12 protein-coding genes are annotated in these 11,672 nt (G+C 60.1%); 4 read left to right on the top strand and 8 right to left on the bottom strand.

Annotated elements, in window-relative coordinates:
* The 4 genes from Q0O19_RS12030 to Q0O19_RS12015 form a co-directional block, all read right to left on the bottom strand.
* A partial coding sequence (locus Q0O19_RS12030; RefSeq protein ID WP_295523303.1) for an ATP-binding cassette domain-containing protein occupies positions 1-386 on the bottom strand: 386 nt, incomplete at its 3' end.
* Positions 383-1,216: an ABC transporter ATP-binding protein gene (locus tag Q0O19_RS12025; RefSeq protein WP_295523301.1), complete on the bottom strand. Its 834-nt coding sequence runs from the start codon at positions 1,214-1,216 to the stop codon at positions 383-385. The genes Q0O19_RS12030 and Q0O19_RS12025, both read right to left, overlap by 4 nt.
* Positions 1,213-2,289, bottom strand: a complete 1,077-nt coding sequence (locus tag Q0O19_RS12020; RefSeq protein ID WP_295523299.1) for a branched-chain amino acid ABC transporter permease — start codon at positions 2,287-2,289, stop codon at positions 1,213-1,215. The genes Q0O19_RS12025 and Q0O19_RS12020 overlap by 4 nt, the downstream gene beginning before the upstream one ends.
* A gap of 9 nt (positions 2,290-2,298) precedes the next feature.
* Positions 2,299-3,174 carry a branched-chain amino acid ABC transporter permease gene (locus tag Q0O19_RS12015; RefSeq protein ID WP_295523297.1) on the bottom strand — a complete coding sequence of 292 codons (876 nt, stop codon included), beginning with the start codon at positions 3,172-3,174 and terminating at the stop codon, positions 2,299-2,301.
* A 166-nt stretch (positions 3,175-3,340) separates the two neighbouring features.
* Here Q0O19_RS12015 and Q0O19_RS12010 point away from each other — a divergent pair, with 166 nt between their 5' ends.
* Both Q0O19_RS12010 and Q0O19_RS12005 read left to right on the top strand, forming a co-directional pair.
* Positions 3,341-4,732: an acyclic terpene utilization AtuA family protein gene (locus tag Q0O19_RS12010; protein WP_295523295.1), complete on the top strand. Its 1,392-nt coding sequence runs from the start codon at positions 3,341-3,343 to the stop codon at positions 4,730-4,732.
* Positions 4,729-5,124 (top strand): hypothetical protein, encoded by a 396-nt coding sequence (locus Q0O19_RS12005; protein WP_295523294.1) that lies wholly within the window; start codon positions 4,729-4,731, stop codon positions 5,122-5,124. The genes Q0O19_RS12010 and Q0O19_RS12005 overlap by 4 nt, the downstream gene beginning before the upstream one ends.
* Before the next feature lie 14 nt (positions 5,125-5,138).
* Here Q0O19_RS12005 and pcaF read toward each other — a convergent pair whose 3' ends face one another.
* Positions 5,139-6,341, bottom strand: coding sequence for a 3-oxoadipyl-CoA thiolase (gene pcaF / locus Q0O19_RS12000; RefSeq protein ID WP_295523292.1), 1,203 nt, complete (start codon positions 6,339-6,341; stop codon positions 5,139-5,141).
* A gap of 319 nt (positions 6,342-6,660) precedes the next feature.
* On the opposite strand from pcaF, the gene Q0O19_RS11995 reads away from it, so the two are divergent.
* Positions 6,661-7,095, top strand: a complete 435-nt coding sequence (locus Q0O19_RS11995; protein WP_295523304.1) for a DUF1841 family protein — start codon at positions 6,661-6,663, stop codon at positions 7,093-7,095.
* A 6-nt stretch (positions 7,096-7,101) separates the two neighbouring features.
* Here the strand turns inward: Q0O19_RS11995 and Q0O19_RS11990 are convergent, their stop codons facing one another.
* Entirely contained in the window at positions 7,102-8,847 is a 1,746-nt protein-coding gene (locus Q0O19_RS11990) for a proline--tRNA ligase (RefSeq protein ID WP_295523290.1), read from the bottom strand.
* A gap of 101 nt (positions 8,848-8,948) precedes the next feature.
* Between Q0O19_RS11990 and Q0O19_RS11985 the strand changes: the two genes are divergently transcribed.
* Complete coding sequence (locus tag Q0O19_RS11985; protein WP_295523287.1) at positions 8,949-9,566, top strand: RNA pyrophosphohydrolase; 618 nt, start codon at positions 8,949-8,951, stop codon at positions 9,564-9,566.
* Between the two features lie 2 nt (positions 9,567-9,568).
* Here Q0O19_RS11985 and proB read toward each other — a convergent pair whose 3' ends face one another.
* Positions 9,569-10,705 carry a glutamate 5-kinase gene (proB, locus tag Q0O19_RS11980; RefSeq protein ID WP_295523286.1) on the bottom strand — a complete coding sequence of 379 codons (1,137 nt, stop codon included), beginning with the start codon at positions 10,703-10,705 and terminating at the stop codon, positions 9,569-9,571.
* A gap of 39 nt (positions 10,706-10,744) precedes the next feature.
* A partial coding sequence (gene cgtA, locus Q0O19_RS11975) for an Obg family GTPase CgtA (RefSeq protein ID WP_295523284.1) occupies positions 10,745-11,672 on the bottom strand: 928 nt, incomplete at its 5' end.

Genomic DNA, 11,672 nt, shown 5'->3' with positions numbered 1-11,672 from the left:
ACGCCATCGCGGTCCTTGCGGGTGTAGGCGCCCATGAGCAGGTTGTCGCGAATCGACAGCAGCGGGAAAACCTCGCGCCCCTCGGGCACATGCATCAAGCCGCGCTGCACGATGATGGCCGGGTCTTGCGCGGTGATGCTTTGGCCCTTAAATTCGATCGAGCCTTTGCGCGGGTCAATGATGCCGCTGATGGTTTTCAAGATGGTGGTCTTGCCCGCGCCATTGGAGCCGAGCACAGTGGCAATCTCGCCTTGGCGCACCTGCAGGCTCACGCCGCGAATCGCCTTGATCGGGCCGTAGGCGCTTTCGACGTTGAGCAGCCTGAGCATCACGTTGTCATCGGCTGCCTCGGGCGTGATGTTCTGGGTCTGGGTGGCTGCGCTCATGCGGCACCTCCGGGCACGTAATTTTCACGGCGCATGGCAGACACATCGTCCACCGAGCCCAGATAGGCTTCAATGACGCCGGGGTCGCTTTGCACATGGCTGGGCGTGCCGGTGGCTATTTCTTCGCCCTGGCTCATGGCCAGCACGCGGTCCGACACTTTGGAAACCAAACTCATGTCGTGCTCCACCATGAGCACGGTGATGCCCAGCTCGTTTTTGATGTCCGAGATCCAAAAGGCCATGTCTTCGGTTTCCTCGACGTTCAGGCCCGAAGAAGGCTCGTCCAACAACAACAACTTGGGCTCTGTGGACAGGGCGCGGGCCAGCTCGACCACTTTGCGCACGCCATAAGGCAAGCCCGCCACCATCGAATCGCGGTGGTGTTGCAGGTCCAGAAATTCGATGACTTCCTCGACTTTCTCACGGGCTTCGATTTCACCCGCGCGGGCTTTACCCGTGAAGAACATTTCGCTCCACAGCCCTGTCTTGCGGTGCGTGTGGCGGCCGATCAAGAGGTTTTGCAGCACGGTGGCGTGCTCGAACAGCTCGATGTTCTGGAAGGTGCGGGCAATGCCCAGCCCGGCAATTTGGTGCGCTGGCTGGTCGGTCAGTCGCAGCTTGCCTTGCGGCCCGGAGAAGTCGATCACCCCCGTGGAGGGGGTGTAGATGCGGCTGATCAGGTTGAACACGGTGGTCTTGCCTGCGCCGTTGGGGCCGATCAGGGTAAAGACCTCGCCGCGCTTGACGTCGAAGCTGACCTTGTTGACGGCCAGCACGCCACCAAAGCGCACGCTCAGGTCTTGGGCGGATAAAAGGATGTCTGCGTTCATTTCAGGCGGTCCGACTTCTGGAACGATTTTTGGCGCTTGAACAGGCCACGGCGGTAAAACGGGAACAACTGGAACCAGGTGCGCACCTTGAGCCAGCGGCCATACAAGCCCATGGGCTCAAACAGCACAAAGGCGATCAACACCATGCCGTAGACCGTGCCCTGCAAACCGGCTGCACCGCCAATGGCGGCCGGTAAAAAGTCTTTGCCCAAGGAGATCAGCTGGGGCATGACGATCAGGAAAATCGCGCCGAGAAAGGCCCCGTGTACAGAGCCCAAGCCGCCAATCACCACCATCAGCAACAAGTCGATCGACTGGATGATGCTGAACTGCTCGGGGGAGAGGAACTGGATTTTGTGAGCGTACAAAGCACCACCAATGCCCGCCAGCGCCGCCGACAAAGCAAAGGACAGGGTTTTGTAGCGCGCCAGGTGGATGCCCATGCTTTGTGCCGAAATTTCGGAGTCTCGGATGGCCACAAAGGCGCGCCCTGTGGACGAGCGCAGCAGATTCACGATGGCCAGCGTGGCCCCCACGGTGACCAGCAGGCACAGGAAATAAAACTCTTCGGTGCTGTCCAGCGTCCAGCTGCCGATGGCGGGATAGCCCACCATCAAGCCGGCATTGCCGCCCGTTACCTTTTCCCAGCGGGCCATGCCTTCTTCAACAATAAAGCCGAACGCCAGCGTGGCCATGCCCAGATAAATGCCTTTGACGCGCAGCGCTGGCAAGCCCACGATGATGCCCACGATGGCCGAGAACAAGCCCGCACACACCAGCGCCAGCGGAAACGGCACCCCGGCATTGACCATGACGGCCTGGGTGTAAGCCCCCACCCCCAAGAACGCGGCGTGACCCAGCGAGAAGAGGCCGGTAAAGCCTGCCAGCAGCATGAGGCCCAGGCCCACCACCGAATAAATCAGCACAAAGGTCAACTGCGCCAGCCAGTACTCGGCCACCACCCAGGGGGCGGCCACCAGAAACAGGCCCAGCAAGCTGTACCAGAACACATGGCCGCCGTGCTTGGCCAGCTTCACGTCCTGGTTGTAATCGGTTTTGAAAATAAAACGCATGCCGGAGCCTCAAACTTTCTTGCGCAGCTGCTCGCCAAACAAGCCATTGGGCTTGAGCACCAGCATGAGCAACACCACGATATAAGGCGCGATGTCCTTGAAACCTTCGGGCAAGTAAAAGCCTGAAAGCGATTCGACGATACCGATCACCAGACCGCCCACAATCGCACCAGGCAAGCTGCCAAAGCCGCCCACCACCGCTGCAGGGAAAGCCTTCAGGCCAATGAAGCCCATGTTGGCGTGCACAAACGTGATGGGCGCCAAGAGCAAGCCCGCCACCGCCGCCACGGAAGCGGCGAGGCCCCAGACCAGCCCGTTGATCTGCTTGACAGGAATCCCCATGTAATAAGCGGCCAGCTGGTTTTGCGAAGCCGCCTGCATGGCGATGCCCAGCTTGCTGTACTTGAACATGGCAAACAAGCCCACACACAAACTGCCGGTCGCGCCGATCACCACCATTTGCTCGGCCGCGATCACCAGACCACCCAAGCGCAAAACTTCGCCCGCATAGGGCACACTCAGGGTGTGGGTGTCGGTGCCCACATCAGGAATCATGGTGATCAGGCCGCGCAACACATAGCCCACACCAATGGTCAGCATGACGATGGAAAAAGCCGGTTGCCCCAGGATGGGGCGAATGACCAGGCGCTCGACCAACACACCAAAAACACCCATGGCGACAATGGCCGCAGGCACCGCAATCCAGAACGGAAAACCCAGCAACGTCATGGCGGCCAGCCCCGAAAAGGCCCCCACCATCATCAGGTCGCCCTGAGCGAAGCTCACCGTTTCGGTGGCCTTGTAAATCAGCACGAAACCCAGGGCAATGAGTCCGTAAATACAGCCCTGGGCCACACCGCTGATCAGCAGTTGCAGCAATTGCACGCTTGTCTCCTTGTTTGACTACTGCCACTTTGCAGGTTTCGTATGGCATGGGTCATGACGAACCCGACATTTGCGAACGGTCGTGCGATTATGTAAGTCTTTCACGAGACTGACTCTAGGGGTTGTCCCCCATCCACAGTCGTTTCAGTGGTAGCAAGATGGGTCCATGACGCAATCCATACGCATTGGTTCCGGCCTGGGCTTTTACGGTGACAACTGGGAGCCCGTGGTCTCGAGCATTGAAAGAGGCAACGTCCAGTTCATCGCCAGTGACCACTTGGCCGAACTCACCTTGGCCATCTTGCAAAAAGACCGCCAGCGTGACCCCAGCCTGGGTTATGCCCGCGATGTGGTGCCCATGCTCTTGCGGCTTTGGCCCTTGATGCAAGCACGGGGTGTGCGTTTTGTGTGCAACGCAGGGGGGCTGAACCCCATGGGGGCCGCTTTGGCCGTGCGCACTGCCCTTATGGGCAAAGGCTGGCATCCACGCATCGCCGTGGTCTCGGGGGACGATGTGATGCCCCAGCTGCAAGAGGCGCCAGCCCAATTTGACCACCTGATGAACGGTGCCACGGTGAACGAGGTGCGCGATCGTTTGGTGTTTGGCAATGCCTACCTGGGCGCACAGCCCATCGTGGACGCCCTGGGCCAAGGTGCTGAGATCGTGATCACGGGGCGCGTGGCCGATGCAGCGCTTTTTTTAGGGCCCTTGGTGCACAGCTTCGGCTGGAAATTGGGCGACGCATCCAGCGCCGAAGACTTCAACCGCCTGGCCCAGGGCCTGACGGTGGGGCATCTGCTGGAATGTTCGGGTCAAGGCAGCGGCGGTAATTTTGGAGCCCAAGGGCATTGGCAAAGCATCCCGGATCTGGGCCACATTGGCTATCCGATTGCCGAAGTGGCCCCGGATGGCACCGCCACCCTCACCAAAGCACCGGGCACCGGGGGCTTGGTGAACTTTGACACCGTGCGCCAGCAACTGCTGTACGAAGTGCACAACCCGCATGCGTATTTTTCGCCCGATGTGGTGCTGGACATGGGGCAAATTGAGCTGACCGATGAAGGCCAAGACCGCGTCCGCCTGACCGGGGCACGGGGATCTCCACCCACCGATCAACTCAAAGTGGTGGCTGGCTTCAAAGATGGCTTCAAATCAGAGATCACCTGGGGGTTTTCATGGCCAGATGCCTGGGACAAAGTCCAAGCGGCCGAGCGCACCATCCGCGAGCAATTGAGCGAACGAAAAATACCCTTTGACGAACTGTTTGTGGAATACCCCGGCCTGAATTCGGCGCACGGACCGCTGGCCCCGCTGCCACCTGTGGCCGAACTCAACGAACGCGCCGAAATTTGGGTGCGCATGGTGTTGCGCACACCCAGCAAAGCTGCAGCCGATGGCTTTGGCCGACTCTTTCCTTGGATGGCCTTGAGTGGCCCGGCCTACACCTGCGGCTTTCAGGGCTTGAACAACACCAGTGAGCTGTTGGGCATCTGGCCCACGCTGATCGACAGGACCCGGGTGAAGGCCCATGTTGAGATGCTGGAGGTGGCGGCATGAGCACCGTACAGCGCGTTCCGCTGGTACAACTGGCCCACGCCCGCAGCGGCGACAAGGCCGATTGGGTGGACTTTGGCTTGTTCGCCTGGAACGAAGTGGGCTACCGAATCATCGAACGAGAAGTGACGGCCGTCAAAGTGCAAGCCCACTTTGCGATATGGCTACCTGGCCAGGTCGATGTTTGGCCATTGCCCAACATCTTGGCCATCAAACTGGTGCTGCACGGCGCCCTCCAAGGGGGGGGGGCCCGGAATTTGCGCTTGGACAACTTGGGCAAAGCCATGGGCGCGGCCCTGTTGCGCATGGAAATCGACGTCACCCCAGAGGCGCTCGAGCAGGCACAAAAAAGCCCCCGCAGGGGCTGGTGGCCGGATGTGTCACCCCGGATTTGATCCGGGGTTTCGCCTTAAACGCGCTCAATGATCAGCGCAATGCCTTGGCCCACACCAATGCACATGGTGCACAAGGCATAGCGGCCTGACGTTTGTTGCAAACGGTTGATGGCGGTGGTGGCCAATCGGGCACCGGAGGCACCCAGCGGGTGACCCAAAGCGATCGCCCCGCCCCAGGCGTTCACTCGGGCATCGTCGTCCTTCAGGCCCAATTTGCGCAGCACGGCCAAGCCTTGCGCGGCAAAGGCTTCGTTCAGCTCGATCACGTCCATGTGGTCTAGGGTCAGGCCGGTTTGTGCCAGCACTTTGAGCGTGGCAGGCGCGGGGCCAATCCCCATGACACGCGGGGCAATGCCGGCGGTGGCCATGCCCACGATGCGGGCTTTGGGGGTCAAGCCATTTTTGGACGCGGTAACTTCATCGGCCAACAGCAAGGCACAAGCGCCGTCGTTCACGCCCGAAGCATTGCCCGCGGTCACCGTGCCATCCGGGTGGACCACACCTTTGAGCTTGGCCAATGCTTCGAGGCTGGTTTCACGGGGGTGCTCATCGGTGTCCACCACCATGTCATCGCCCTTTTTCTGTGGAATGCGCACGCCCACAATTTCACGGGCCAGGTGCCCGGCCTGGATAGCAGCCACCGCACGCAGCTGGCTGTTGTAGGCCATCAGGTCTTGCGCTTCGCGCTCGATCTTGTAATCGGTGGCCACGTTTTCAGCCGTTTCGGGCATGGAGTCCACACCATATTGGGCCTTCATCAGCTTGTTCACAAATCGCCAGCCAATGGTGGTGTCGTAAACCGCATTGTTGCGGCTGAAAGCTGTTTCGGCTTTGGGCATCACAAACGGGGCGCGGCTCATGCTCTCGACACCGCCTGCAATCATCAAACCCGCTTCACCGGCCTTGATGGCGCGGGCAGCAGTGCCAATCGCGTCCAGCCCTGAACCGCACAGGCGGTTGATGGTGGCCCCGGGCACATCGATGGGCAGGCCCGCCAGCAAGCTGCTCATGTGGGCCACGTTGCGGTTGTCTTCTCCGGCTTGGTTGGCACAGCCGTAGAGCACATCGCTGACTGCGGCCCAATCCACGTTGGGGTTGCGGGCCATCAGGGCGCGCAAGGGCACGGCGCCCAGATCGTCGGTGCGCACGCTGCTCAGGGCACCGCCGTAACGGCCAAAGGGGGTGCGGATGGCGTCGCAAATGTAAGCTTGGTTCATGTTTTGAATCTCCGGATTAAGGTTTCATGCATTTTATTGCATGTTTGAGTATTCGCTGGGATTCATTCTAGGTGTTCAATCCGCAAGGGGCGTGTGCGGCGCTCCCCGGGCTCAGAGGCGCTTCGCTTTGCCACATCGCCCGAGCAGCGCCGCACACACCCCTTGCTCAGTCTTTGCCTTAATTTGTAGCACCCCCCACGCTGTTGTGTTGGGCTCAGGGGCTGGGGTGATGTGGCAAAGCGAAGCGCCTCTGAACCCCGGCCCCTGGGCCCAACACAGCAGCCCACCCAGGGCGACATGAAGGACAATCCACACCATGCTGATACAACCTTCCCAAGCCGATGTCCGGCGCTTTTTTTGCGGCGTTTACGCCAAGGCCAAAACCACGGCAACGCTCGAACCGATGGAAATGCTCGTCAGCCAATGGATGGATGAGCACCCCGAATACCACGCCGAGTTGGCCAATGTGGACGCGGCACTGGCCAGCATGCACCAAGCCAACCCTGACCGGGAAAATCCTTTTTTGCACTTGTCCATGCACTTGTCCATCAGCGAACAATGCAGCATTGACCAACCTCGAGGAATTCGGCAAGCGGTGGAACTGTTGACCCATCGGCTGAACTCGCTGCACGACGCACACCACCAAACCATGGAATGCTTGGGCCGCATGGTCAGCGAAAGCCAGCGTTCTGGACGCATGCCCGACGGCGAGGCCTACATCGCTTGCGTGCAACGGCACGCCACGAAAGACTGATGCAAATCAGGCCGCCATGCGGCCTTGAACGTGCGACAAGATTTCGCCCACGGCGACCTTGGTCGCTTCGGCATCACGGCGGTGCTGGTATTCCACCTGACCGTCTTTGAGGCCCTTGTCACCAATGGTGATGCGATGCGGCACCCCGATCAACTCCCAGTCGGCAAACATGGCGCCCGGACGCTCGCCCCGATCGTCCAAAATCACATCGACACCATCGGCCAACAAAGCGGCATAAATGCGCTCAGCCTCGGCCTTGACCGCTTCGCTGCGGTCCATGCCAATGGGGCAGATCACGGCAGTGAAAGGGGCGATCGCATCGGGCCAGATGATGCCGCGCTCGTCATGGTTTTGCTCAATGGCCGCAGCGGGCAGGCGCGTGATACCGATGCCGTAGCAACCCATCTCCAGAAACTGCGGCTTGCCCGTTTCGTCCAGGAAAGTCGCGTTCATGGCTTTGGAGTACTTGGTGCCCAGGTAAAACACATGGCCCACCTCGATGCCACGCTCGATGGCCAGTTCGCCCGCGCCGTCGGGCGACTTGTCCCCCGCCACCACATTGCGAATGTCCGCCACCAGCGCTGGCTCGGGCAGGTCACGGCCCCAGTTCACGCCCGTGATGTGGAAGTCTGGCTCATTGGCGCCGCAGATCCAGTCAGCCATCACGACCACCTCGCGGTCGGCCACGAGATGCAACTGCTTTTTCAGATTCAAGGGGCCGAGGTAACCGGGCTTGCAGCCAAAGTGGTCGTCGATCTCGCTCAGGCTGGCAAAGCGGAAACCGCCCTCCATGCCAGGCAACTTGCCGACCTTGACTTCGTTCATGTCGTGGTCACCGCGCAGCAGCAATAGCCAAACGGTGCTCTTTTTGACAGCACCTTCGGCGTCCAGTTTGTCCGTGGCCAGCACCAACGACTTGACGGTGGTCGACAGTGGCACGTTCAGCAAAGCGGCCACGTCTTCGCAGGTGCTCTTGCCGGGCGTAGCCGTCTTGGTCAGAGCTTGAGATGCCGCGCCGCGTGGCTGGCTGGGTGCCAAGGCCTCGGCCTTTTCCATGTTAGCGGCGTAATTGCTGGTAGGGCAGTACACGATGGCGTCTTCGCCCGTGGCCGCAATCACCTGGAATTCTTCAGACAAATCGCCGCCAATGGCACCGCTGTCGGCGGCCACGGCGCGATAGGTCAGGCCAAAGCGGTCAAAGATCTTGCGGTAGGCTCCTGCCATCACCTGGTAGCTGGCCTTGGCACTCGCCATGTCACGGTCAAAGCTGTAGGCGTCTTTCATCGTGAATTCACGTCCCCGCATCAGGCCAAAGCGGGGGCGGCGCTCGTCGCGGAACTTGGTCTGGATCTGGTAAAAGTTTTTGGGCAACTGCTTGTAACTGCGCACTTCCTGGCGCACCACGTCGGTCACCACCTCTTCGCTGGTCGGCTGAATCACAAAATCGCGGCCATGGCGGTCCTTGATGCGCAAAAGCTCCGGGCCCATCTTGTCAAAGCGACCGGTCTCTTGCCAAAGCTCGGCAGGCTGCACCACGGGCATGGTCATCTCGATGGCACCAGCGCGGTTCATCTCTTCGCGCACGATGGCTTCGACCTTGCGGATCACGCGCAGACCCATGGGCATGTAGTTGTAAATGCCTGCGCCCAGTTTCTTGATCAGACCCGCCCGGGTCATCAGTTGGTGGCTGACCACTTCGGCGTCGGCGGGGGCTTCTTTGAGGGTGGAAATGAGGAACTGGGAGGCTTTCATCGCGTCAAACTAACTCAGGCGGGGGTATCAGGGAAACATCCAAGAGCCAGCAGCGGTGCGCCGTGCATAATGGACACAATTAAAAAAATTTGAGGTTGATTATGCTTGACCGTGAAGGCTTTAGGCCGAACGTCGGCATCATTCTGCTCAACCAGAAAAACCAGGTTTTCTGGGGCAAGCGCATCCGCACCCACAGTTGGCAATTTCCACAGGGTGGCATTGACCGGGGCGAAAGTCCTGAACAGGCCATGTTCCGTGAGTTGCATGAAGAAGTGGGGCTCCATCCGGAGCATGTGCGCATCGTGGCCCGAACCCGTGACTGGTTGCGCTATGAGGTGCCAGACCGCTTCATCCGCAGGGATGCCCGCGGCTTTTACAAGGGCCAGAAACAAATTTGGTACCTGCTGCAGATGGTCACCCACGACCATCACCTGAATTTGCGCGCCACCGACCACCCGGAGTTTGACGCTTGGCGTTGGAACGACTATTGGGTGCCGCTGGACGTGGTGGTGGAGTTCAAGCGCGGCGTGTACGAGATGGCCCTGACCGAGCTCGCCCGTTTTTTGCCTCGCAACGAGCGCCAAAACCGCTATTTGCGCGGCGGCAACCGAGGACCTCGAGAGGGCGTGGACCCAGACAATCCCGGCGTTGAAATGCAACTGCCCTCTCACATGGAATTGCCACCCGGGGCCAGCTTCGACCCGAGCCCTCAAGGTTGAGTTCAGCGGCTGAGGATCAGGTTGTCACGGTGCACCATTTCGGGCTCAGCGGTGTAACCCAGCAAAGCTTCATAGTCGCTTGAGGCCTTGCGGCAAATCAAGCGGGCTTCGGCGCTGGCGTAGTTGGCCAAACCTCGGGCGATTTCCACCCCTTGCTCGTCGCGTATGGCAATGACATCGCCGCGAGAGAAGTCGCCGGTCACGGCGCTCATGCCAATGGGCAAGAGACTCTTGCCTTCGGTCAAGACTTTGTGGGCGGCTCCCGCATCGACGGTCACAGAACCACGCAACTGCAAATGGTCGGCCATCCACTGTTTGCGGGCCTGTTGCTTGGCCGTCTGGGCCACCAACATGGTGCCCATGTTGTCGCCTTGACTCAAGCGCAGCAAGGCATCGGGTTCTCGTCCCCAGGCAATCACCGTGGAGGCCCCAGAACCTGCCGCCCGCTTGGCCGCCAAAATTTTGGTGATCATGCCGCCTTTGCCCAGGCTGGAACCTGCGCCACCGGCCATGGTTTCGAGTGTGATGTCGCCCGCTCTGGCTTCATGCACAAATGTGGCCGCAGGGTCTTTGCGCGGATCGGCGGTGTACAGGCCTTTTTGATCGGTCAAGATGACCAACAGATCTGCCTCGATCAGATTGGCCACCAAGGCACCCAAAGTGTCGTTGTCACCGAACTTGATTTCGTCGTTGACCACCGTGTCGTTTTCATTGATGACCGGCAGCACACGGTGCTGCAACAAGGTCAGCAAGGTCGAGCGGGCGTTGAGGTAACGCTCGCGGTCGGCCAAGTCGGCGTGCGTGAGCAAGACCTGGGCACTGCCCATGCCGTTTTCACGCAATTTGGTTTCGTACATTTGCGCCAGGCCCATCTGCCCCACGGCCGCCGCCGCTTGCAAGGCAGGCACCTCACTGGGGCGGGTGGTCCAGCCCAAGCGCTTCATGCCTTCGGCAATTGCCCCACTGGAAACCATCACCACCTCTTTGCCTTGCGCGCTGAGCAGTGCCATTTGGCGGCACCATTCGCCAATCGCGCCCTCGTCCAAGCCTCGACCTTCGTTGGTCACCAAACTGGAGCCCACTTTGACAACGATGCGTCGGGCATCACGCAGCAGGGTAGAAACGGCAGATGAGGTCATGCTGTGCATTGGGAAGCGGGCGGCATTTCGGTTGTTGCGTTACTCTGCATCCGGGGCCATCGGCTTGAAGCGTGGGTCGCCGGCATCGGGCTCTTGCGGTTTGTCCTGCTCAGTGAAGCGGGGGTCGATGTCCACAATGCCCTGCTCCATGATTTGCTGAGCACGGATGTGTTTGTAGATTTCCTTGATCAGCGGCTCGCAACCCTCGCGGGTCAGGGCCGAAATCTGAAACACCGGGCCTTTGTAGCGCATGCGTTTGATGAAATCCTTGACGCGGGCTTCGCGCTCTTCGGCCGGCACCATGTCCAGCTTGTTGAGCACCAGCCAACGCGGCTTGTTGTAAAGGCCCGGGTCGTATTTCTTGAGCTCGGCCACAATGGCTTTGGCTTGTTGCACAGGGTCGACGTTCTCATCAAACGGGGCAAAGTCCACCACATGCAGCAGCAAACGGGTGCGCTGCAAATGGCGCAAAAACAAGTGGCCCAGCCCAGCACCTTCGGAGGCGCCTTCGATCAAACCGGGCACATCGGCCACTACAAAGCTTTGCTCAGGGCCGACGCGGACCACGCCCAAGTTGGGGTGCAAGGTGGTGAAGGGGTAATCGGCGATCTTGGGGCGGGCGTTCGAGACGGCCGCAATGAAGGTGGATTTGCCTGCATTGGGCATGCCCAGCAGACCCACGTCGGCCAGCACCTTCAATTCAAGCTTGAGCTCTTTTTTCTCGCCCAACCAGCCAGGTGTTTTTTGGCGTGGTGCGCGGTTGATCGCGCTTTTGAAGCGCATGTTTCCAAAACCACCATCGCCGCCCTTGGCGATCATGATGGTTTCACCCGGCACCAGCAATTCGTAAAGCACTTCACCCGTTTCGGCATCGGTGATGATGGTACCCACGGGCATTTTGAGGGTGACGTCGTCTCCGGCTGCACCGAACATGTCGGAGCCCATGCCGTGCTGGCCACGCTTGGCC

Source organism: Limnohabitans sp. Rim8 (genome assembly GCF_945869175.1).
Lineage (GTDB): Bacteria > Pseudomonadota > Gammaproteobacteria > Burkholderiales > Burkholderiaceae_C > Limnohabitans_A.
Note: the sequence above shows the minus strand (reverse complement) of the source record. Positions and strands in the feature narration are given on the sequence as shown.

Bases quoted from the DNA above. Each gene is read 5' to 3' on its own strand.
- Q0O19_RS12025 (WP_295523301.1), bottom strand. From the start codon at position 1,216: ATGAACGCAGACATCCTTTTATCCGCCCAAGACCTGAGCGTGCGCTTT.
- Q0O19_RS12020 (WP_295523299.1), bottom strand. From the start codon at position 2,289: ATGCGTTTTATTTTCAAAACCGATTACAACCAGGACGTGAAGCTGGCC.
- Q0O19_RS12010 (WP_295523295.1), top strand. From the start codon at position 3,341: ATGACGCAATCCATACGCATTGGTTCCGGCCTGGGCTTTTACGGTGAC.
- Q0O19_RS12005 (WP_295523294.1), top strand. From the start codon at position 4,729: ATGAGCACCGTACAGCGCGTTCCGCTGGTACAACTGGCCCACGCCCGC.
- pcaF (WP_295523292.1), bottom strand. From the start codon at position 6,341: ATGAACCAAGCTTACATTTGCGACGCCATCCGCACCCCCTTTGGCCGT.
- Q0O19_RS11990 (WP_295523290.1), bottom strand. From the start codon at position 8,847: ATGAAAGCCTCCCAGTTCCTCATTTCCACCCTCAAAGAAGCCCCCGCC.
- Q0O19_RS11985 (WP_295523287.1), top strand. From the start codon at position 8,949: ATGCTTGACCGTGAAGGCTTTAGGCCGAACGTCGGCATCATTCTGCTC.
- proB (WP_295523286.1), bottom strand. From the start codon at position 10,705: ATGACCTCATCTGCCGTTTCTACCCTGCTGCGTGATGCCCGACGCATC.